The organism is Psychrobacter sp. ANT_H59 (assembly GCF_008369225.1).
Lineage (GTDB): Bacteria > Pseudomonadota > Gammaproteobacteria > Pseudomonadales > Moraxellaceae > Psychrobacter > Psychrobacter cryohalolentis.
The window spans coordinates 187,500-211,167 of record NZ_VOBE01000003.1 but is presented as its reverse complement, the minus strand read 5'-3'; the positions used below and the strand labels follow the sequence as shown (position 1 = coordinate 211,167).

Here is a 23,668-nt window from a genome sequence, read left to right as displayed (position 1 = left end):
AGCATAACTTGCCGTGCTTATTTGCTACTATTATAAAGCGTAAACCACTGTCGCAAGGAGAATAAAATGCATATCGCTATCTTAACGCTGACTTTTGCTCTGCCCGGTTGTAGCTCATTAAAGGAGAAACGCCAACGTATGGGCGGCTTGCATGCACGCTTTGGCAATACGCCAAGCGTCGCGGTATGTGAGAGTGGTGAGCGTGATCGGCATGATGCCAGCGAATGGACGTTTGTGATCGTCGGGCTGTCTAAACGTGAGGTCGAATCGCAGTGTAGTCAGATTGAGGAAAAAGTAGAAAGTACGGTAGATGCGCGGGTGATGAATGTTGAGAGGGAGTTTATTTAGTTTATGGTGTCTTCGTAGAGAGCCAATCCCACTTTTCGCTAATATCTTGGTTGCCCACTAGAGCGATGACTAATAGCCAGTAATATTCCTGTTGTCTCGATATTGCTCCTAGCTAAGTCACCGCAATCTAGTGGTTAACCAAGGATAACCGCTACAATCGGGGCTAAAATGCTTATAAAGGTAGATATTGTAGTTAAGGTTTGATTGATATTGTTGCTGAGTGTCGCAACCTTTACCCACTGTGCTATTAACTTAAAAATTGCATTTTTTAAAGAACGTTAAATGGAAATTGTATATGATGAAAATGAACTATGACAATAGTGTGGAATTAGCATTAGCATTAAATTTTAAAAGAGTAGAGGATACTGATGCTTTTAACGGAGAGTACTTTATAAAAGAGAATAAAAAGTGGATTCACTGGATTCACAAGTTAAAAGCCAAGTTAGGAGTAGAAGATGAGGAAGAGCTCAGAGAACATGGCTACGATTTAGACAGTTATTATAAATATAGAAGTTATACAAATGCTATGGCAAGAGAGTATATAAGTATGCAGATAAAAGAGAGCATTTATAGTCAAGATTCTGTTCTGTCTGGTAAGATAGATATACTTGATAATGGACAGCTTTTACAGTCTATTGTTTCTCTTAAAGAAGAAGGTTTTGATGACGAAGTATTAGCAGATTTTCATTATCAAATGTCTAAAAGATGATCTGTAGGGTGCGTTCTAAGCACCTTTAAAACCCCTATATTAAAGAGTGCGTAGAACACATCCTATGGAGGATATGATGGCTAGAGATGCTATAAAAGAAATCATGGATTTAAAATCAAGAAATGAGTTTGCGGACAGCCATCAAGTTTACTTAAGACTTTACTCATTGCAAGAATTACTTAAAAGTAATGCTGGTAACGATCATATAAGTGAAGAGGTTTTCAAATATATACCTATAGCTCTTGTTGCTTGCATGGAGGGACTTTTTCGTTCTTTATATGCAGAGATTATAGATTATGGAGAACCCTACTCAAATAATGTCGAAAAATTCAATAACTCAAATAAAAAATTTGATTATAGTATAGTTAATGCTATTCAGAGTAAAAAATTGACAATTGGAGAGTTCATTTCACATACACTATCTTGTAATAATATAAGTGATATTGATAATAATATCTCAATATTGTTAGGAATAAAATTCTTACATGAACTAAATAATTTTGAAACTCAAAGTATATTTGATGAACAGAAATTGATTAATAGTAGTTTTAAAAGTAATGCTAATGAGATTCTAAAGAGTGTTGTTACTGTATTCGAATTAAGGCATATATTTTGCCATGAGTTTGGAACAAAAGTAGAAGTCAATGAAGATTTTATTCAGGAATTGTTTTCAAACACTAAAATATTTTTAGAAAATACTACTGATTTCATTCATTCTAAATTATATCCAGATGCTCCAGAAACACAAACTGACATGAACGTTCATGCACATAACGAGTTCGATAAACTTGATATAAAGCTTGAAAGTTATATCAGTAAATTAAGAAACAAAGATTTTACTGACATGCTGGATTTTGATAAATATTTATTTAAGGAGTCTATCCTCAAATGGAAGAAATATCGCGAAAGCGAGGCGCAATATAAGTCTAGCGTAGTTGAAGGTGGTTCTATGCAGCCTATGATTTATTCTATGAGTATGCATACTACTACATTGCGGAAAATTAAAGAGTTAGAAGAAGATTATCCTGAATTATTCTAACTTTAACTAATTTCGTAAACGTTGCGTCGAGAAGCGAGATTAGCTACATCTTATTTATAATCAGAAAATTATAGATTTTCTCCTGCATTGGTGCAAAGTATTGCTTAACTATCACCCAACGAAAAGGCCACCCTATAAAGAGTAGCCTTTCATTCATTATTACCTAAGTTCTATTAACTTACTTCTTTCATCGCTTGCTTAAGCATCGGCTTCAAGAATACACCAGTGTATGATTCTTTGACTTCTGCCACTTCCTCAGGCGTACCTTCAGCGATGATCATGCCGCCACCTTTACCGCCTTCAGGGCCAAGGTCAATCACCCAATCCGCCGTTTTGATGACGTCCAAGTTGTGCTCGATGACCACGATAGTATTACCTTTATCACGTAGTGCATGCAGGATATTGAGCAGCTTATCGATATCATGGAAATGCAAACCAGTAGTTGGCTCATCCAAGATATAAAGCGTCTGTCCGGTATCGCGTTTGGCAAGCTCACGCGCCAATTTCACACGCTGCGCTTCACCGCCAGATAGCGTCGGTGCAGACTGACCCAAGCGAATGTAGCTCAGACCAACATCCATGAGTGCTTGCAGGCGACGATAAATCGCCGGAATGGCGGAGAAGAACTCAGTCGCGTCCTCAACCGTCATATCAAGCACGTCGGCGATATTTTTACCTTTATAGTGAATCTCTAAGGTCTCGCGGTTATAGCGCTTGCCTTCACAGGTATCACACGGCACATACATATCAGGTAAGAAATGCATCTCAACTTTGATAAGACCATCACCTTGACACATCTCACAGCGTCCGCCTTTCACGTTGAAGCTAAAGCGACCTGCTTTATAACCACGGGCGCGCGCTTCTTGAGTTTGTGCAAACATCTCACGTACTGGGGTAAACACGCCGGTATACGTCGCTGGGTTTGAGCGCGGCGTACGACCAATCGGGCTTTGATCGATATCGACCATTTTATCCAAATGCTCAAGACCGCTGATGCTGTCATGCTTATCCGCGATGAGCGTCGAAGCATTGTTTAACTGAGTCGCGGCAAGTGGCATTAAAGTACGGTTAATCAAGGTCGATTTACCAGAACCTGAAACACCCGTGATACAGGTCATGATACCGATTGGTAAAGACAAATCAACATCGTGTAAGTTGTTACCAGACGCACCTTTTAGTTCAATGGTCATCGGTACTTTTTTCGGTTTGGCTTTACCTTTTTCCTCAACCTCTATCGTTTTGGCTTTATGACGAATCGCTGGAATCTCGATTCTTTTCTTACCAGACATATATTGTCCAGTCAGCGATTCTTTGTTTGCCATGATGTCATCGACCGTACCTTGAGCGATGATATGACCACCATGTATGCCAGCGCCCACTCCGATATCGATGACGTGATCCGCTTGACGAATCGCATCTTCATCATGCTCAACGACCAATACCGTATTGCCCAAATCACGCAAGCGCGTTAAGGTTTTTAGTAGACGATCATTATCACGCTGATGAAGTCCAATTGATGGTTCATCGAGTACATACATCACACCCATCAAGCCTGCACCAATTTGACTAGCGAGACGAATACGCTGTGCTTCACCACCTGATAGAGTTTCAGCAGAGCGGGCGAGGGATAAATAATCAAGTCCGACACTGACGAGGAAGTTGAGGCGCTCATTAATCTCTTTAAAGATTTTCTCCGCAACTTCGCCTTTATGACCGCCAATTTTAATGGTCTTATAATATTCAGCCGCATCACCTATAGACAGCTTCACGATTTGAGCGATGGTCTGGTCATCAACGCGCACATTACGTGAGATTTCATTGAGACGCGCACCATCACAGACGTTACAAGTGGTATCCGCTAGGTATTTTGCCAGCTCGTCACGGACGAGATTGCTTTGGGTTTTGGCATAGCGGCGCTCTAAGTATGGAAGCACACCTTCAAATGGTACGGTCTTGTTGGTTTTACGACCGCGCTCATCGGTAAAGTTAAAGGTCAGCTTCTCTTTACCAGAGCCTTGCATAATAAGGTCTTGCTGTTCTTTTGGTAAATCTTGCCACGGTGCATCCATGTCAATTTTGAAATGATTGCAGACGGTTGAAAGCAGACCAAAGTAATAGGCGTGGCGCTTATCCCAGCCATTAATTGCGCCTTGATTGAGCGATTTTTCATGATGGGTGATTAGTTTTTCGGCTGAGAAATATTGACGTTTACCAAGGCCATCACAGCTTGGGCAAGCACCGTACGGATTGTTAAAACTGAACATGCGCGGCTCAAGCTCAGAGACAGCGCGATCACAAACAGGGCAAGAATGCTTGGCTGACATGACTTGGTTTTCATCGCCGCCTTCTTTTGGATTGCCATCCATAAAGTGTAGCGTCACCAAACCTTGGCCTAAACGTAGAGCCGTCTCTAAACTTTCGGCGACGCGGTTACCTAAGTCATCACGAACTTTAAAGCGGTCAACGACGACTTCAATGGTATGCTTTTTCTTTTTATCGAGCGTTGGTAGCTCATCAGTATCATAGACATCGCCATCGACACGTACGCGCACAAAGCCTTGACCAATTAATTGCTCAAGCAAGACCGTATGCTCACCTTTACGCTCACGAATGACGGGTGCCAAAATCATAATCTTCGTGTCATCTGGCAATGCCATAACTTGATCGACCATCTCAGTGACCGACTGCGCGACCATTGGCTCGCCATGCTCAGGGCAAAACGGCGTACCAATACGCGCATAAAGCAGACGCAGATAGTCATAAATCTCGGTAATCGTACCGACGGTTGAGCGCGGGTTATGGTTGGTTGATTTTTGCTCGATGGCAATCGCCGGCGACAAGCCTTCGATACTATCGACGTCTGGCTTTTCCATTTGCGAGAGGAACTGACGCGCATAAGCCGAAAGACTTTCAACATAACGGCGTTGCCCTTCAGCATACAGCGTATCAAATGCCAATGAAGATTTACCAGAGCCTGATAAACCCGTAATGACCACAAATTTATCTCGTGGAATGTCTAAGTCGATATTTTTTAGATTATGAGTGCGTGCGCCGCGAACCTTAATATACTCGTGTGCCATCGGTGATAGGTTTCCTATTTGCTAAATGATATTTTCAAAAAAATAAAAGGGTCAATCAATATGAGTCAAATGATTCATCAAAAACGTGGATAATTTTAAAATTGCTATTCAAATTAATACGGCTTTATAAAAATATGCGCTTTTCACAAAGCGATAGTAATGGCTGTCTATATTAGAATATGCTTTTAATACTTGAAATGGATAAAGGTAATCTAAATAAAGATTAACTAATATGAGTGGTTTGTTATAGATTTGGCAGAATAACGTCGTTTTGTAAAAAGATTTACTATAAGTTTTTTCAGACCACAACGTTCTCAACGTCTTACTTTATTGTCATGATAGCTGCATTATTCAAGGTGTAATGACCCATCAGATGCACTTGGTAACAAAATTAACGCGTAAAATGAATGGCTTAAGTCGGTGTCCGCTATGATGCTGAAGTAGGAGGGCAAAAGTCTCGGCAAGCAAACGGCGAATGTCTTATACTAGTGAGCTTAATTTGTAGGCTAAACCCTTGATACAGTCGTAATAATACAAGCAGAGCTGCCGTGATAAACCAGCAATGATGAACCAGTGAGGCAAGTATGAATAGCGTAGAAAAACGGGCAATCCTCGGGGTCGGTGGCATCTTTGCCTTGCGGATGATTGGTTTGTTTATGATTGTGCCAGTATTTTCTGTGTATGGTGATAATTACGCGCATGCGACGCCGTTTCTGATTGGTTTGGCAGTCGGTATTTATGGGCTAGGGCAGGCGATATTTCAGATACCGATGAGCCTTGCCGCGGATAAGTTCCCGCGTAAGCCAATTATATTTTTAGGTCTTGTCTTGTTTGCCATCGGCGGTATTATTGCCGCCAATGCCACGGATATTTACGAGGTCATTATTGGTCGGGCGCTGGCAGGTAGTGGCGCGGTCTCTGCGGTATTGATGGCGTTACTCGCTGATGTAACGCGCGAAGAGATACGCACCAAAGCGATGGCGGCGATGGGTTTGACCATTGCAACCTCTATCATGCTTGCTTTTGCCTTTGGGCCTCTATTAGTAGGCTCGCTTGGCATCTCAGGATTATTTTGGTTGACTGCGGGCTTTGCAGTTTTGGCGATGTTATTGTTACTGTTCGTCCCGACACCGCTACGGGTACTTAAGCACAATTTAGACAATAAATCGATTGGTCAGCAGTTGGCAACAGTCCTAAAAATTGGCGATCTAAATCGCTTGCACATTGGCATATTTACTCTGCATCTGACCATGACCGCTATCTTTGTTATTTTACCGCATCAGCTTAATGACGTACTAGGATTGTCGGTACGTCAGCAAGGCTTGGTCTATTTGCCTTTATTGTTCATCGGTTTTGCCGTCGCGATACCTTTTATTATCATCGCTGAAAAGAAACGCAAAATGCGCCAAGTATTTTTAGCCGCGATTGCACTGATGACGGTTGCCTTAGCATTATTGGCGCTCGGTGGTCAGGTTGGCATTGGTATTATATTAGGCTTATTGCTCTACTTTATGGGCTTTAATCTACTTGAAGCAACGATTCCTTCATGGATATCCAAGCGCGCACCAGTCGCCAATAAAGCCACTGCGATGGGGTTAAATTCATCCAGTCAGTTCTTTGGTGCTTTTGTTGGTGGCGCGATGGGCGGGTTGTTATTAAGTCAGCCTAATTTGTTGGCATGGGGCATATTGGCAATTATAATGGCCGCCTCTTTATTGCTGATTATTCCTATTGCTGATCCACCATATTTGTCAAGTACGACTGTGACAATACCAAAGAATATCGATATTCAGGACTGGTCACGGCAAATGCTGGCAGTAGATGGTGTTGATGAGCTGGTGGTCATGGCAAAAGAACAAGTCGCTTATTTAAAATTGGACAAGACGCAGCTCACAGATACTTCGCGACAGGAGCTGTCGCATTTGGCGCAAAGCCCTCTAGATATTTAACAGAAAAATGGTTAAAGTAAAAGTATATTACTGCTAAGATTGAGGCTTTATATTAAAGACTCGATTAAAGCTGGTAATAAAATTATTCATAAGTAAAAGGACGATATCATGCGCGGTGTTAATAAAGTTATCATCATCGGTAACCTCGGTGCAGACCCTGAGGCACGTCAATTCAATAACGGCGGTAGCGTGACCAATATTTCGGTTGCGACGTCAGAGCAGTGGACAGATAAGCAAAGCGGTGAAAAAAGAGAAGCAACAGAATGGCATCGTATCTCACTATTCAATCGCTTGGGTGAAATCGCTGCGCAGTATCTTCGTAAAGGCAGTAAGGTATATATCGAAGGCAGCTTACGTACCCGTAAATATCAAGATCCCAACGGACAAGACCGTTATATCACTGAAATTCGTGCTGAACAAATGCAAATGCTAGATGGCTCGACAGGTGGTAGTAATGATGCTGGTGGTGGCTTTGGTAGCAATAATCAAGGTGGTCAAAGCAACCAAGGTGGCTATGGTAATCAGGGCGGTGGATTTAGTAATCAAGGTGGCCAGAACGACTATGGTCAGCAAGGAGGCAATCAGCCCGCTCAACAAGGCGGTTATAACCAAGGCGGCAGTGCGTCACAGGGTGGTCATCAAAATAGCTTTAACAATCAGAATACGCCCACTCAGCAGAATCAATTTAATAAACCGACTCAAGCACCAGCGCAGTCGAAGCCTACAGCGATGCCAGATGGCCCTGTAGACGATGACATTCCGTTCTAGGGTACAATAACAAGATGTTGTATTTATAAAGAAATAAACTTAGAGCCTTGCTAACGCAAGGCTTTTTAGTATGTACAGATAATGAAAGTGTAAGGAGTCATTTATATAATTAAGTCATTTTAAAAACGATATGCCAACAGAACCTGTGCATCAATGATGCCTCATAATAACTATACAGCATTAATCATTACGGAGGCTATTTAAAGAAATATTAATAAATAAAGCTATTTATTTAATATCATTGATTGTCATCGAATTAACCACCATTTATTGATTTTAGTAGAAAATAACGATAAGTCATTGTTATTGTCAGTATTTTTGTTTATATTAGCGTTGCTTATAATTTTAAGCATTCACACCATATTTATCAGTAGACAATCAAATTTTTATTAGTATGCGAAAGATTTATTATTTAATAATTACTGTATTTAGTAGTTCTTGATAAATCTATTTTTAGTATAAATGCTATTTATTTATACCCTTTATTTTAATGTGGAAAATACTATGAACAAAAGTAATGTTATTGATTTAAACAGCTTAAATGTTGATGAGCTACGTGCTATTACTGAAAATGCACAGCAGCTTATTGCTCAAAAGCAACACCAGCGCTTGTATGATGCTTATACGCAGTTTGAAAAAATCGCTGAAGAAAGCAACGCCAGTATCGAGGAGATTTTACAAGCGGGCGAAAAACTAGAAAAGAAGCGTAGCATTAAATACCGTAATACCGACAATGACGAAGAAACATGGACTGGTCGCGGACGTAAACCAACATGGCTAGTAGAGGCATTAGCCGCAGGTCGTCGTCTTGAAGATTTTGCTATTTAATTTTCTAATGGATAGTCGCTGTTATATTTAGCAACGAACGCTCTGTCTATAAAGTTCTGTTTGATTAACAAGTAGATCGAACCTTTATAGGCAGATAAAAGCCAGCATCTTTTTACCAAAATAGTGGTAAAAAGATACTGGCTTTTTTGCTGTCATCTGTATGCTATTGTTTGCTATGATAATGACGTTTTTACCTGATATAAGAGTTATGCCATCGTGCCCCAAGTATCTGCCTCGTCTCATAAGCATCCCCGTAAGCTGTGGTGGTTGATTGGACTTGTCTTGTTCGCGCTATTTGCTGTTTTGCAAATGCCCGCAGCATGGCTACTTGAAAAATATGCACCAGAGACGCCTTATGTACAGCATGTGTCCGGTAACGTATGGCAGGGCGCTGCAATTTGGCAAATACCTCTGTCAGCGACGCCATTGATCGGGGCGGCTGAATGGTCGTGGCAGCCGTGGCATTTATTATTGGGTAAGTTTGGTGCGAAGATTGATATTTTATCAGAGCAAACTCGCCTCAATGGTCAGGTAAAAATAGGTGCAAATTCTTGGGAAGTAAAAGACATGAGCGGTAAAATTGCGCCTGAGACTTTGACTCGGATTGTCGATTGGCAATTACCAAATACGCCAATTCAGGTCAATAATATCTCGCTCAAACGTCAGTCTGGTTCAAACGATGATGACTCAAACAGTGACTCTAATAGAAACACATCCGGCTTTCGTCAAGCGTCAGGTCAGCTGACATGGATTGGCGGCGAGCTCGGCTATCCTAGCGGCGGCAAAATATTTTATCTCACCATACCTGCTCTGCGTGCTGAGCTGAGCACCGAGCAAAAAAATAATAAAAATCTGCTGCATATCAATCTTGTCAACAATCAGGACAAGCGTTTAGGCGACTTGTATCTTGATGGCGATAATATGTTGGATGTCAGCTTGACCCAGCGTCTGCTCGAGAGTATGCCTGAATACAAGGGGAAAGCGCCGCAAGATACGCCTGTGGTTAGTGTACGTCAACCACTGTTAAATGGGCTAGGGACACGCTAGATGATGACGCTCCCTACAAGCTTAAAACCTGTGCTAAATATTTTTAACCGTTTTGCCGTTTGGCTGCTATTATTGGCAATCACTTGGTTAAGCTGGACGGCAGCGCGACTACTATGGCTGCTGCTTGCGCCACCGTTAGCGCCGGCATTACCACTGGTACCTTTACAGGATAACGCCTTATCCGCTCCAGATTATAATAGTCTATTTGCTATTTTTGCCGACCCTGATCCTATCGCTGCTGTAGTGCAGCCGCCGCCTAATATTGTGCTAAAGGGTGTATTGCTGGCCATTCCAGAGAGTTTGTCTTCGGCACTTTTAGAGGTCAACGGTGAAGTCAAAAACTACCGAATTGGTGACACCTTAAAAGACAGCGATTACACGTTGGTTGCGGTTGCTTGGAACGAGATTATTATCGCTGATACTATTGACAAGGAAACGGTGATTCGTATGCCAGAAGCCATGCCACTTGATCAAAGTGCGATGATCGCAGGCGGGGTCAGTAATCAGCGCTTGCAAGATAGCAATATGCTACCTAATGCGCCTGTGCCTGACCTAAGCAATACTGGTAATCAACCGGCTGCCGAAGCACCTAGCGACAGCGCGCCTAAATCTGCAATTGACGAAGCAGTGACTGAATTACAAGAAAACCCTGCCAGTTATTTAAGTAGAATGGGTGTAATGGCAGGAGGCGACAACTATCAAGTCACAGCAGCGATGCCTGCTAATATACGCAATCGCTTGGGACTTGAATCTGGTGATCGAGTACTGAAAGTCAACGGGCAAAGCGTCGGTAGTAATCCTGCTCAGGATGCTCGCGTATTACAACAAGTGAAGCAATCAGGGGAAGCACAGATAGAAGTACAACGTGGCGATCAAGTTATTACGATTCGGCAGCAGTTTTAGCATATATAAGTGACAAAAATGATTCTTCAAAATAAATATTTGTTGGTTGATATGATTGACGATATGATGGCCAACATAACTTAGTATCAATTAGAACTATGACTTATCAAAAGCATTAAAGAATCAGGACTTATCAAATCCAGTAACCATTAAATTCAATAGTCATTGAATTCAGTACATACCAAGCGCCATCACTGTAGGTAATCATCAATATGGTCAGTTCTCATAATTTTTCAGTCACACCTTTGCATCATATTTTGCAGCGTTTGATGCGATTGTGCCGTCCTCTTTGCTTGGCCATACCACTATGGGCGGCTAGTACTGGGCTGGTGAGTGCTGAAAGCTGGAAAGTCAATTTGCAAGATGCTGATATCAAAGCCTTTATCAATGAAGTGGCGACGATTACCAATCAAAACTTCGTCCTTGATCCGCGCATCAACGGTAATGTGACTGTGATCTCCAACAAGCCTTTGTCGCGTGATGAGATTTATCAGCTGTTTTTGAGCGTGATGCAAGTCAACGGTATCGCTGCTATCGATTCAGGAACAACGATTAAACTGGTGCCAGATAACGTCGCCAAACAAACCGGTGTTGCTGTTGATTTACGTGGTGAGAGCGTCGGTGAAACCTTGGCAACGCGGGTGATTTATCTGACGAATACCCAAGCAGCAGAAGTCTTGGGCGTTATCCGTCCGCTCATGCCACCGTCTGCACATGCCGCTGCTGTGCCTGGAGTCAATGCCTTAGTGCTGTCCGATCGTGCTGATAGCCTAAATCAGCTGACAGCGCTTATCCGTGATTTAGACAGTAATGTGAATGACAGCTTACAAGTCATACCACTACGTCATGTCGATGCCGAACGTATGATGGAGTTGATTAGCGCACTGGTGGCGAGTGCTGGTAGCGGGCAAGCGCAAGGTGGCAACAATCAGCTAAAGGTTATCGCCGACACGGCGAGCGACAGACTGTTGGTTAAAGGCAGTCCTGAGATGATTGCCAAAGTTCAAGAGATGGTCAATCAGTTGGACACAACGCCTTCAAGGCGCTTAAGTGGTCTGCGTGTTTTCCGCCTAAAATATGCCAGTGCCGGTCATATTGCTGAGATGCTGCGCGGTCTCCTTGCCAGCCAATCCATCAATAGCTCTGGTGGTTCTTCAACATTAGAGTCAGCATCATTGAATGATGCCGCTGCTACAGGGTCGTCGCTAACTGGTGGTGCTAATAGTAAGGTAGGTAGCAATAGTATCGGTGGTACTGCTGCTACGCCTTTACCGAATAATAGTTCAGCGGGTACAAGTATCGGTATCGATGGTCGACCTTTTAGTATTATCGCTGATGAAACTCAAAACGCCGTCATTGTTAATGCAGCACCTGAGCTGATGTTTGAGATCGAAGACGCTGTCAATCAGTTAGACAGCCGCCGCTCGCAAGTATTGATTCAAGCAGCCATTGTTGAAGTATCAGGCGATGATGCAACGCAGCTTGGGGTTCAGTGGGCGCTAGGTAATGCCAATAGCGGTTATGGCGTGGTGAACTTCAATAACGTGGGCGCAAGTGCAGTTTCACTTGCCGCTGCTGCTTTGTCAGGTGGTACAGGGATAAGCGCGGCAGCAGGCTCCATTGCTGGTGCTTTGTTAGGTATAGGCAGTAGTAGTAAAGACAGCAAAGGCAATGCGCAATTCTATGGTGCTATCTTGCAAGCGCTTGATTCTTCTACCAGTGCCAATCTACTATCTATGCCATCGATTTTGACCTTGGACAATGAAAAAGCCAGTATCTTAGTGGGTCAGAACGTACCGTTTGTGACAGGCTCCTACACCACGGGTAGTGACTCTTCGACGAATCCCTTTCAAACCATTGATCGCCAAGATATTGGTATCAATCTAAACGTCATCCCGCATATTGGTGCAAACGGCACCGTACGTTTAGAGGTATCACAGGAAGTCTCTTCAGTCGTACCGGGTAGTGCTGGGAATGCCAGCGGTCTTATCACCAATAAAAGCCTGATCAATACTACCATTTTGGCAGATGATCAGCAGACCATTGCCTTAGGTGGCTTGATGCGCGACAACTCAACTACGCGCCAACAAAAAGTGCCAGGTTTGGGTAATGTACCTCTTATCGGTCGACTGTTCCGCTCGGACAATGACAATAGCCAAAAAAGCAATTTAATCATATTTTTACAGCCGACTATCCTCCGTGATGGCGGTGCAGTAGCAAGCGTGACAGAGCGTAAATACAATCAGATGCGCGTCCTTCAGCTGGTTATTGATAAAAACGGTACGATTAAACAGCTGCCATTAAGCGGTACCGAAGGTTGGAATGGTGATATTAGTGCTGATTACGAGCTTATGCCACTCAATCCTTTGATTCCTAAACGGGATCAAAAGCCAAAAACAACTTCCAAAGGTTTTACTCGTGTTGATAGTCCAAGCACAGGTATCACAACTTATCCCTTAAATCGTTAAGCGCTTTTATGGCTGTTCGCTAATAAATTATCTAGGCTTTTAGCGTTTACCAAACTCTGCTTTCATATCTCTCTTAAAGTTTTACTATACTTAAAAGTACGGTGTATTACATACACCGTACTTTAGTTTGCGTATTCATATAATAGATAAACATATGCCTTGGCTATACGCGTATAATAAAAACAGATAACATGGGTATGTCACGCTTTTGCTGATAGTACGATATATTTGTTAAAATAGATAAAGGTCACCTATAAAGCCGTATTTATCAAATATCGGCTAAGTACTATTCGTCAGTTAATTTTAAAAGGTAACTATAATGGCAAGCACTAATAATAAAAAAAAGTGGCTGGCATTAAGCGTAGTGGGTATTGCATTGGTACTGATACCAAGACGCAGTAGTCAAAAGGCGCACAAACCAGTGCCTGAAAATTATGACCCTATAGAAAAAGCTAAAAGTACAGATAGTGAGTAAAATGATTATTTAGAAAGTAGTTAATGGGAAAGCTGACTTATCATAGCAATGATGAATTTTGGAGTTTCTTGATGACGGGGATTGATACATCAGCTATCAATAATAAAGTAAGAACGAAGATTTTTCCTTTAATTGATACTCATACGCATTTTGATGCTCCTGTGTTTGATAAGGATAGAGGTGAGCAGGCGCAATTTGCCTATGATAAAGGTGTGCGCCATTTAGTTTTGGTTGGTTACTTGCACCGATATTTTGTACGGCTTTATGAGAATCAGCAGCAGATAAATGATCTTTGTCAATTGGATAAAAAAAATTGTTTGAACCAAAAAAAACGTTTTCCTAAAGTACATATTGCGCTAGGTTTACATCCTTTTTATATTGAGCAGCATACAGAAGCCCATTTGGAAGAAATGGCGCAAATGCTAAATGAACAGCGTCCATTGGCCATTGGTGAAATAGGTTTAGATACTTTTACCGATGCCATGAAGCAGCCTGAAACGTTTGCCAAACAACAGCGGTTTTTTATTGCGCAGTTAGATATGGCAGTGGCACATCAGCTACCTGTTATGCTGCATATTCGTAAAGCACATGCCGAAGCACTGGCTTTACTAAAAGCACATAATTATGACGCGCATAAGCTTGGCGGCATTGCCCATAGTTTTAGTGGTGGTGTACAAGAAGCCAAAGCCTTTGCGAAATTAGGGTTTAAGCTTGGCGTGACTGGGCAAATAACCAATCCCAATGCGAAAAAACTGCGCCTTGCCATTCAAGCTGCGGTTGAGAGTTATGGTATTGACTGTTTGGTTATCGAGACAGATTGCCCCGATATGATGCCTATCCTAGGCCAGACGCTAGATAATAATTTAGAAGATGCGTCATCTAATAACGCGTCTGTGCTTGGACGAGATAAAAATAGCGAATGGGGTGATACATCTATGCATAGTAGGAATGTTCCTGCTAATTTGCTTTACGTATTACATAGCTTGAGCGAATTACTAAATGTTCCTGCGGCTATTCTCGCTCAGCAATTGTGGCTCAACAGTTGTAATGCTTTGCAAACTAAGTGGTCTTATACGCTTTGAAGTTTTTAGCGCATACTAATTAATATATAGTTGGTTTAACAATAAAATTTTTAAAAGAGTTTCTACATCGTTATGAATGAAGACACACACATGCAGTCAGATATTATCCAACCAGAGCCTATCGAAGAGCAAATGTTTGTATCTGAAATATTAGAGACACCTGATAGAGATAGAGATAGAGATGCCGAGCAGTATGAGCGCCGTTTTAAAGGTACTCAGACACTGTATGGTAATGCTGCAGTAGATACATTTTCTGCTGCGCATGTTTATGTTATTGGTATTGGCGGTGTCGGTTCCTGGGCAGCAGAGGCTTTGGCGCGTACGGCTGTTGGTACTATTACATTAATTGATTTAGATATATTGGTAGCATCCAATGTCAATCGGCAGCTGCCTGCTTTAGATAGTACCTTTGGGCAAAGTAAAATTGAGGCGATGGCAGCACGTATTCGTGAAATCAATCCAAAAGCTACATTGCATTTGGTTGATGATTTTTTGACTACTGAAAATGTAGCAACATTGCTGCCCAGTCGTGAAGAAGCAAAAACGGCGGCACAAACCGCTCCGATTGTGATTTTAGACTGTATCGATGATATGGATGCCAAGCTTGCCATTGCTTTGCATTGCCGCTTTAACAAACTAAAATTGGTCTGTGCTGGCGGGGCAGGTGGTAAAATAGACCCCAGTCAGATCAGAGTCGGCGATTTACGAGACACTTATCAAGATCCATTATTGGCCAAATTACGTAATAAATTGCGCCATGAAAAGGGCATTAATAGTGCCTTAAAAGAGAAATTTGGTATCAAGTGTGTTTATTCGACAGAACCACCGCGCGTAGACAAGAGCTGTCAAACAGGTGGTTTGCACTGTGGTGGTTATGGCTCGGCGGTCGTCGTCACCTCAGTGGTTGCCATGCTTATGGTGAGTGAGGCATTACAATTATTGCTTAAGCAGGCGGCTGTTAAACCAAGCCTCTGATATGAATTTATGGAGTCCACCTTGTCTATATCCAACGTACCAGACTTTGATTACCCTATCGCAGAAGATGATGCGGAGCGTATCAATAGGCTCAAAAAATATCAGGTATTTAATACCAATCAAGAGTCTTCTTTTGCACGTTTGACTGAGCTTGCGAAACTGTTTTTTAATGTGCCGATGGTGGCGATTACTTTTATAGATGAAGAAACTCAGTACCTAAAATCTGGTATTGGTCTTGACGAGGTATGTACCACGACACGTAATGTGGCTATTTGTAATTATACTATATTGTCTGATAGTATTTTTGTGGTAGCTGATTTGGCAAACGATGAGCGCTTCAATACATATCCATTTGTCGCTCAATGGCCTAAGATACGCTTTTATGCTGGTGCACCCATCATCACGCATGAAGACGGTAAAAATTATCGTTTTGGCTCTTTATGTTTGATGGATATAGAGCCTCATCATGATTTCAGTGATGAAAAAGCCAACATACTAGCCCAATTTGCGACGATGGCAGCCGACGCTTTAAAGCTACAAGAGCAGCAGCGTAATGCTAAATATGCCAATGAGATGAAGTCAGCGTTTTTGGCCAATATGAGTCATGAGATACGCACACCGATGAATGGTATCATCGGTATGGTTGAGATGCTCAGTGACACCATGTTGAGCGTTGAACAAAGAGAATATATCGAGAATATAAAAGTATCAAATGAGCATTTGCTCGCGATTATCAATGGTATTTTAGACTTATCAAAAGTCGAAGCCGGTAAAATGACTATCGATTCTATCCCGATGAATCTATCTAGTCTCTGTAATGAGGTCGTTAGCTTATTTGCTATCAAAGCTCGCCAACGCGGCTTGGTTTTAGACTATCACTATACCGAGTCACTATCGCCTTATGTTAAAGGGGATCCCGTACGTCTTAAGCAGGTCATGGTAAATTTGGTCAATAATGCGATTAAATTTACCCGTGAAGGCGGGCGTGTAACGATTGATGTTAAACATATGCAAGACAATCCTTGTCTAGATAATAAGGATTGCGATCAGACTAAAGGAGGTAATGATAGTCGTTTAGATTTTGCCATTGATGATAAAAATAGCACAACGATTCATCAAGAAATGACTTTATGTATTGAGGTTACGGATACGGGCGTCGGTATTAAGTCTGAATCATTAGAGGCAATATTTGATGCTTATGATCAAGCAAATAAATATACCCATAGGCTTTATGGTGGTACCGGACTTGGATTGTCTGTTTGCAAGTCTCTAGTGCAGCTAATGGATGGCTATATTGAAGTAGATAGCGTAGTCGGCATTGGCACGACCTTTAGAGTATTGTTGCCGCTACCGTGTATTGCTACAGAAGATTATGAGATATGGCAAGCGGACAATGACTTTACAATAACGTTGCCGAGTGATGAGCTGGTCGGTCATATCTTGTTGGTTGAGGATGACAGTGTGAACGCGATGATTGCCAAAAAAGCCCTTAATAATGGTGGTCATACGGTCACTCACGTCAATGACGGGCAACAAGCTATCGAGATATTTGCCTTATATCCTGAGCGCTATGATGTGATTTTGATGGATCATCATATGCCGATTATGGATGGGGTACAGGCAACCATCAAACTTCACGAGCTGTATGCTCCCCAAGACTTACCGCCTATTATTGCGTTGACTGCCAATGCAATGGATGGCGAGCGTAAAAAATACCTTGATGTGGGTATGCAGGATTATTGTACCAAGCCCTTCAAACAAGAGCAGCTGAATGCGTTGGTTCAATATTGGTTGATGCATAAACAATCGTTAGAACAATAACTGGCAGTTTAATTCCACCCTTTATTATTCATGACTTATTTGCTAGCCATTAAAAAAGCTTAACCTCTCTCTGAGCGGTTAAGCTTTTTGTTTTTACAGACAGACTAGAGCTATCTATTAATAGTTTTAGCTAACGCGCGTTTGATAATCGCCAGTACGAGTATCTACACGTACTACCTCACCTTGCTGCACAAATAATGGTACACGTACCACAGCGCCAGTCTCTAACGTTGCAGGCTTGCCGCCGCCGCCTGAGGTATCACCACGTACACCCGGATCGGTTTCAGTGATTTGCAATTCAACGAAGTTTGGCGGTGTTACTGAAAGAGGAGCACCGTTGAATAAAGTGATGGTACATAGTGCATTGCTGTTTTCTTTTAACCACTTTATTGAATCGCTCATCGCTGTTTTGTCCGCTTGAATCTGCTCAAAACTCTCAGGATGCATGAAATGCCAAAATTCACCATCGTTATAGAGATAGTTCATTTCAGTGTCCATGACATCAGCAGCTTCTAAGCTATCGCCTGACTTAAAGGTTTGTTCCAATACTTTACCACTACGAAGATTGCGCAATTTAACACGGTTAAAGGCCTGTCCTTTACCTGGTTTGACAAACTCGTTTTCAAGAATGGCACAAGGGTTGCCATCGAGCATGACTTTGAGACCAGATTTAAATTCATTGGTAGAAAAACTTGCCACGGAAGACTCCTAAGGGTTTAGAAAAAGGGTTGAAAAAAAGGATGGTAAATATTTTTAGTGAAAATGGAGTGCCAGATTTACCGTGCTAAAAGATATGAGCCATTCTGGTACATAAACGATAGGACGTTTGCTTTGATAGGCGACGCCCTAACAGCGTATAATATCGGCTTTTGGGCACAGGTATTAGGTTGTCATGATAAACCATTTAATCACACAAAAAAACTGGCAAACGCAATTATCCGAAGCCATTACCTCTATCGATGAGCTGCTTGAGATATTAGAGCTACAATCTCTGCGCTCAGAGGTCTACGTGCCTAAGCATTTTGAGCTGCGAGTACCGCGTGCCTTTGTGGCAAAAATGACCGTTGGTGATCGTGATGATCCTTTGTTAAGGCAGGTACTACCCAATCATAAAGAGCAAATGGCAGTGGCGGGCTATGTGGCTGACCCACTAGCCGAAAATGCGCATAATCCTGTCAAAGGCGTGCTGCATAAATATCAATCAAGACTGCTATTAACCATTACTGGTGCTTGCGCGATTCATTGTCGTTACTGCTTTCGTCAGCATTTTGACTATAGTGCCAATATGCCAACTGCCAGCGCAAAACAGGATATTATCGATTATATCAGCGCCCATCCTGAGATTAATGAAGTTATATTAAGTGGCGGTGATCCATTAAATGTGACCAATAGACGTCTATTTGCTTGGCTAGATACTTTGGAGGCGATTGGGCAACTGACAACCATTCGTCTACATACCCGTCTGCCGCTCGTGATTCCAGCAAGGCTTGATGATGCGCTATTAGAACGTTTGGCACAAAGCCACTGTCAAATCGTCATGGTCATTCATGGTAATCATGCCAATGAGATTGATGCGTTGACAGCAGAGTATTTGCAGCGCGCTCGTGCCGCAGGAATTACTTTATTAAATCAAGCGGTACTTTTAAAAGGTATCAATGACAGCGTTAGTGCGCAAACGGCATTGAGTCAGCGTTTATTTGCAGCGGGCGTGTTGCCCTATTATCTACATGTACTAGATAAAGTGGCGGGCGCGGCTCATTTTGACAGTGAGGAGGAATTTGCCATTGAGCTTTATTGGTCGCTATTGGCTAAATTACCGGGCTACCTAGTACCCAAACTGGTCAGAGAATTGCCAAACGAACCTTTCAAGGTACCAATTAATGTTTACAATAATAAGGAAATTGTGCACTATGATAGGGTTTTTATTTTGGCAAATACATAACAAGAAATAGATTTGAGAAAATTATAAATAAGCAACATACATAGAAGAATGGTTAGGTATGATAGCAATATTCTTTTTTAAGAATATATCCTTCTACACTCATGGATAACTTACGCAATTACTAAGGATGGTAATGGTAAATTTATCGACGTTTCAAGCGTATTTAGCGGCTGAACCCCCTTTGTTAGAAGCTTGCAATAAGTCTAAGAGTAGCAATGAGCCGCACTTGCATAAATGGGCGGCACTATTGCCAGCGCAAACAGAGGCCCAGCAAGTCGAACAAATAGAAAAAGTATTAACAGAATTGCGTCTGATTCCTACTGACGATAGGCAGCATTTAAGATTGATTAAGATTGTCACTAATGCCGCCAGTCAGCTAATTGCGGCGCTACGCCAACAGTACATTTATGAGACAGGGGCGCTCAATGAAGCTCAGCTTGGCTATGTTGCTCAGGTGAAGTCGCTGTACTATGCATTGATTATGACCTATGACGGCGTGATACGCCGCGAAATTACCCTTTTAAAGGATAAGCAGCAAGCACCTTCAAGTAATCTGTTGCAGCGCTATTTTACCAGTGAAAAATCATCTCCTGTTACTTTGGCGATTGCCACTTACCAAACGCTACTGATGTATCAAAAACTGCTATTTGAAGATGGCTTTTGCTATCAAAAGTCGCCAGCCTATATATGGGCCAATGTAAATAACTTATATCTTAATGCATGCCAGCAGCGAGCCTCACATATCGTACTGAGTGCTTACATTCCAGCGCAGCAAGGTGATACTATCCATCATTTATATTGCCAAATATGCTTGCATGAGTTGCTAAATGTACGTGCACTGCGTCGACCTCATATCCTACTACTACAGCGTCTGCTGCCAGCATGGAGTGCACATATAATTGCTACCATAGAGCCGCGCACAGCAACGCGAGTGTTCGTCAATCTACAGAGTAAAGAGCCGCCTACTTATTTAACTGCATTATCTACTATCAACCCATATGATGCTCATCACACCTGCTTATTTATAGAGCTTGAACCTTTAATGACGTATTTACAATCGCGTATAAAAACCTTAATCGATACTGATCGAAGAGGGGTTGAATATTTTCTGATTAATACCGTTTCAATGGCGATAAGATATCGTTATATTCAACCAAAGCGCATGCCTCCTATTGATCACAATACAAAGCAGACGGTAACGCTAATATCGGGTTTTAATGAGATACATTACCGTATCAGTAACGGTGAAGCTTTCAGCAGTTTAATAGCATCTAAAAACCTGCCCGAGTATCAGCAGCCGCGTTATGATACCTTACCAAAAAATATTGCTACCCATAAAGAATTAAGGGCGGATACATCTGAGGGTAATAATCAGTTGTCACACTTTCGTACCCTACGCTTGTTTCTAGATTCATCTGATAAAATTGATGATCTCACTTCCATCGCACCATCTTTACAAATAATGAGCCTTTTTTTACTATGCCGCAAAGATATTGCTACCGCGCCTAAATGGTCCATGGGAGTGGTGCGTTGGCTTAATTTGGATAGCGCAAAACCCGAGCTTGAATGGCAAATCCTTGGTCATAAGATAATCGCCTGTGGAATTTGTCTACAAGATAGACAGAATCGCAGTCAGCATTTTGTGCCAGCGTTTGTCATCGGAGCTGATGAACACCTACAAACGTCTTATAGTCTATTATTGCCGACCTCTCATTTTCAAACAGATGATAAGGTTATCATGCGTATTAATGACCAACAGAAATCTTTGCGCTTGGGTCGTAGTCTAATGGTGACTGATGAATTTAGCCAATATGAAGGAGTGCAGGGTTAATGACGTTAATCTACATAAAAATCGGACCTCTAAAGACCTAGTCACTCGTGTCATATAAAATTGCTGTGTCGAATTATTTAACAATTACCATGATAAGTTAAGCAACAGTCGGCTAAATTATTGTTTATAATGACAACAATAACTACGACGCTGTTTCTCAATATTCTGCTATCTTTTATATATTTGACGACAGCTCAGCGGCGATTCATATTATTTTTTAAGATTAAAAAGGCTTTCTATGCGTACTCAGTCTCTCTTGAACTTATTGGTTATCGATGCTGATCAGCTTTATGCTGAGCGCCTTGTAGACTTGCTCGGTTCATACTATGACAGCGTGAATTTAGGTTTTTTGGACGATAAAGATGAGTTGCTAAAATCATTGCGTCAATCATGGGATGTGTTGGTTTTTGGTCAAGCGTATGATATGAATTTTACCGACGTGGTTGCTATTATTCAAGAGCAAGATGTTGACTTACCATCGGTTTGTTTGATAAGTAAAAACACGGTAGCCAACGCTCACAATGACGAAGGCTTACCGTCTATCATGAATGGTACGATGGTTAAGGCACTCTATGTAGAGCAAGAAATGGCAGTCATCATGGCTATTCGCTTATTGCACGAAAACTTGCACAGTCGCCAACAGCTTAAGACATTGCAGTCTGTGCTCTCTGAGGCAGAACAGCGCGCAAACGTATTGATTAAAAACTCAAAAAGTGCAGTCGCATACATTGATCAAGGGATTCATATCTTTGCCAATGATCCGTATCTGCAGTTATTTGGTTTTGAGGCGATGAACGATATTATCGGTATACCTGTGATTGATTTGATTGCAGGCGGTGATAATGTTAAGGCTGTTAAACAGTTTTTACGTCAGTTCGACAAAGGGAACCGTAAAGACGTTGAGTTTAATTTTGAGAGTAGACGTAAAGATGGCAGTACGTTTGAAGCAAAGCTACAGTTGGCAATAGCGACACTAGATGGTGAGCCGGTCACCCAGATTATTATTCAACAAAATAATAGCAATAGCATTGAGGTCGCCAAACGTTTGGCTGAAGCTGAGCGTAAAGATAGCTTGACGGGCATTGATAATCGCCACAGCTTTGAAGAGCAGCTGGCGGCAGCATATGAGCAGGCAAGAAAAGGGGCTTTGACGGCGGCACTTTTGTATGTGCAACTCGATAATGTCGGAAAAATTAGAAGCAGTTTAGGTCTGCAAGGTATTGATAGCACGGTGAAACAAGTCGCTAATACCTTAGATGAGCTGGTAGTCGATGGTCATGTCAGCCGCTTTAGTGATACAGCATTTACTATTTTGGTAGAAAATCAGACGACAGCTGCGCTTGAAAAGCTGGCTGAACAGATTGGCATGAGTATCAGTAAGATGCTTATTGAAGTGGATAAGCGCACAACCAACACGACAGCAAGTACTGCTATTGTTAAAATCGAAAAAAATACGCCTGAGCCTAGAGTGTTGCTTGAGCGCGCCATGGATGCCATCAATCAAATCATGATTGAGACCTCCAATCATGGCGGTCGTTATCATCTATATGATGCAAGTGAACACGCCAATAGTGACGATCATGCGCTAGCAGAATCTCTGGTTGATGCCATTACCAATAATCGCTTTGAGTTATTGTTCCAGCCCATATATGACATCAATAATGACCGTAGTGATTTCTTTGAAGTATTCCTGCGGCTACCGCTAGCAGATGCTGAGAATACCGTATTGACTCCAGAACAGTTTATGGCGGTTGCAAAATCTCATCAATTATTAGAAAAAATAGACCGCTGGGTATTAATTAATGCCTGTAAGAGAATCAATGAAGTACGTAAAACTCATCCAGAGGCACGGTTACTGGTACAGCTAACCAGTGCGTCTTTAATCGATAAAAAACTGCCCAGTGTTGCAAGCCAGCTTATCAATGCCATCGGTGGTAAAGCTGGGGCGTTGACACTGCAGTTCAATGAAAAAGACATCTCAGATTACTTAACAGTAGCGAAATCTCAATTCACCGCGCTCAATCAGATAAACTGCCAGCTTAGCATCAATAATTTTGGCTCATCCATAAAATCTGTGGAGCTTGCCAATTTTGTTCATCCTAATGTGGTACGTTTAGCCCATAATTATGTCGAAGGGATTGATGCCGCTGACAATTTAGAAACGGTCAAATCAATTATCGTACGTACCAATGAGATTAATGTTGATGTATTGATGCCTTATATTGAAGATGCTGCAACCATGTCTGTTGCATGGAGTGTCGGCGCACGCTACCTACAAGGCAATTATTTAGAAATGCCGAGTAACAGTATCAAAGTCTCTAATGAGAGTTAGGTCTTATTTTATATTCATAAATACTATATAGATCTCTGTATTTATAGTCTACAGACGGCTATCGATGTCTA

Annotated in this window: 18 protein-coding genes; 16 read left to right on the top strand and 2 right to left on the bottom strand. The window is 41.9% G+C overall.

All coding sequences use genetic code 11. The features are described from left to right. Positions 1-66 precede the first annotated feature (66 nt). The 3 genes from FQ083_RS06490 to FQ083_RS06480 all read left to right on the top strand — a co-directional run bounded on the left by FQ083_RS06490 (position 67) and on the right by FQ083_RS06480 (position 2,096). Positions 67-348 carry a DUF503 domain-containing protein gene (locus FQ083_RS06490; protein ID WP_149409279.1) on the top strand — a complete coding sequence of 94 codons (282 nt, stop codon included), beginning with the start codon at positions 67-69 and terminating at the stop codon, positions 346-348. A gap of 295 nt (positions 349-643) precedes the next feature. Continuing rightward, positions 644-1,057, top strand: coding sequence for a hypothetical protein (locus FQ083_RS06485; RefSeq protein WP_149409278.1), 414 nt, complete (start codon positions 644-646; stop codon positions 1,055-1,057). Positions 1,058-1,133: 76 nt separating this feature from the next. Then, positions 1,134-2,096, top strand: a complete 963-nt coding sequence (locus FQ083_RS06480) for a lysozyme inhibitor LprI family protein (RefSeq protein WP_188004080.1) — start codon at positions 1,134-1,136, stop codon at positions 2,094-2,096. A gap of 173 nt (positions 2,097-2,269) precedes the next feature. On the opposite strand, the gene uvrA is transcribed toward FQ083_RS06480, so the two are convergent. Beyond that, positions 2,270-5,176 carry an excinuclease ABC subunit UvrA gene (gene uvrA, locus FQ083_RS06475; RefSeq protein WP_149409276.1) on the bottom strand — a complete coding sequence of 969 codons (2,907 nt, stop codon included), beginning with the start codon at positions 5,174-5,176 and terminating at the stop codon, positions 2,270-2,272. A 584-nt stretch (positions 5,177-5,760) separates the two neighbouring features. Here uvrA and FQ083_RS06470 point away from each other — a divergent pair. The 10 genes from FQ083_RS06470 to FQ083_RS06430 all read left to right on the top strand — a co-directional run bounded on the left by FQ083_RS06470 (position 5,761) and on the right by FQ083_RS06430 (position 17,492). Next, a complete protein-coding gene (locus FQ083_RS06470) occupies positions 5,761-7,125 on the top strand; it encodes an MFS transporter (RefSeq protein ID WP_149409275.1) in 1,365 nt (454 codons plus the stop codon). A 108-nt stretch (positions 7,126-7,233) separates the two neighbouring features. Beyond that, the gene (ssb, locus tag FQ083_RS06465; protein WP_149409274.1) at positions 7,234-7,893 is read left to right on the top strand and encodes a single-stranded DNA-binding protein; all 660 of its coding nucleotides are present in this window, start codon (positions 7,234-7,236) and stop codon (positions 7,891-7,893) included. A gap of 504 nt (positions 7,894-8,397) precedes the next feature. After that, positions 8,398-8,721, top strand: a complete 324-nt coding sequence (locus FQ083_RS06460; RefSeq protein ID WP_020444129.1) for an H-NS family nucleoid-associated regulatory protein — start codon at positions 8,398-8,400, stop codon at positions 8,719-8,721. A gap of 216 nt (positions 8,722-8,937) precedes the next feature. Then, entirely contained in the window at positions 8,938-9,768 is an 831-nt protein-coding gene (gene gspN, locus FQ083_RS06455) for a type II secretion system protein N (protein WP_020444128.1), read from the top strand. Continuing rightward, positions 9,769-10,671, top strand: coding sequence for a type II secretion system protein N (locus FQ083_RS06450; RefSeq protein ID WP_149409273.1), 903 nt, complete (start codon positions 9,769-9,771; stop codon positions 10,669-10,671). It begins immediately after the preceding gene. A gap of 212 nt (positions 10,672-10,883) precedes the next feature. Further along, positions 10,884-13,139 carry a type II secretion system secretin GspD gene (gspD, locus tag FQ083_RS06445; protein WP_133105123.1) on the top strand — a complete coding sequence of 752 codons (2,256 nt, stop codon included), beginning with the start codon at positions 10,884-10,886 and terminating at the stop codon, positions 13,137-13,139. Positions 13,140-13,458: 319 nt separating this feature from the next. Further along, positions 13,459-13,614 (top strand): hypothetical protein, encoded by a 156-nt coding sequence (locus FQ083_RS12655; protein ID WP_020444125.1) that lies wholly within the window; start codon positions 13,459-13,461, stop codon positions 13,612-13,614. Between the two features lie 71 nt (positions 13,615-13,685). Then, positions 13,686-14,696 carry a TatD family hydrolase gene (locus tag FQ083_RS06440; protein ID WP_133105155.1) on the top strand — a complete coding sequence of 337 codons (1,011 nt, stop codon included), beginning with the start codon at positions 13,686-13,688 and terminating at the stop codon, positions 14,694-14,696. Positions 14,697-14,768: 72 nt separating this feature from the next. Continuing rightward, positions 14,769-15,671, top strand: a complete 903-nt coding sequence (locus tag FQ083_RS06435; RefSeq protein ID WP_149409272.1) for a ThiF family adenylyltransferase — start codon at positions 14,769-14,771, stop codon at positions 15,669-15,671. Between the two features lie 21 nt (positions 15,672-15,692). Continuing rightward, the gene (locus FQ083_RS06430; RefSeq protein WP_262880875.1) at positions 15,693-17,492 is read left to right on the top strand and encodes a GAF domain-containing hybrid sensor histidine kinase/response regulator; all 1,800 of its coding nucleotides are present in this window, start codon (positions 15,693-15,695) and stop codon (positions 17,490-17,492) included. Between the two features lie 126 nt (positions 17,493-17,618). On the opposite strand, the gene efp is transcribed toward FQ083_RS06430, so the two are convergent. Beyond that, entirely contained in the window at positions 17,619-18,191 is a 573-nt protein-coding gene (gene efp, locus FQ083_RS06425) for an elongation factor P (RefSeq protein ID WP_011514270.1), read from the bottom strand. A 193-nt stretch (positions 18,192-18,384) separates the two neighbouring features. On the opposite strand from efp, the gene epmB reads away from it, so the two are divergent. From epmB to FQ083_RS06410, 3 genes are all read left to right on the top strand, one after another. Further along, positions 18,385-19,434, top strand: coding sequence for an EF-P beta-lysylation protein EpmB (gene epmB / locus FQ083_RS06420; protein ID WP_149409270.1), 1,050 nt, complete (start codon positions 18,385-18,387; stop codon positions 19,432-19,434). A 133-nt stretch (positions 19,435-19,567) separates the two neighbouring features. Beyond that, positions 19,568-21,265, top strand: coding sequence for a hypothetical protein (locus tag FQ083_RS06415; protein WP_149409269.1), 1,698 nt, complete (start codon positions 19,568-19,570; stop codon positions 21,263-21,265). 238 nt (positions 21,266-21,503) lie between these two features. Then, positions 21,504-23,597, top strand: coding sequence for an EAL domain-containing protein (locus tag FQ083_RS06410; protein WP_149409268.1), 2,094 nt, complete (start codon positions 21,504-21,506; stop codon positions 23,595-23,597). Positions 23,598-23,668 lie beyond the last annotated feature (71 nt).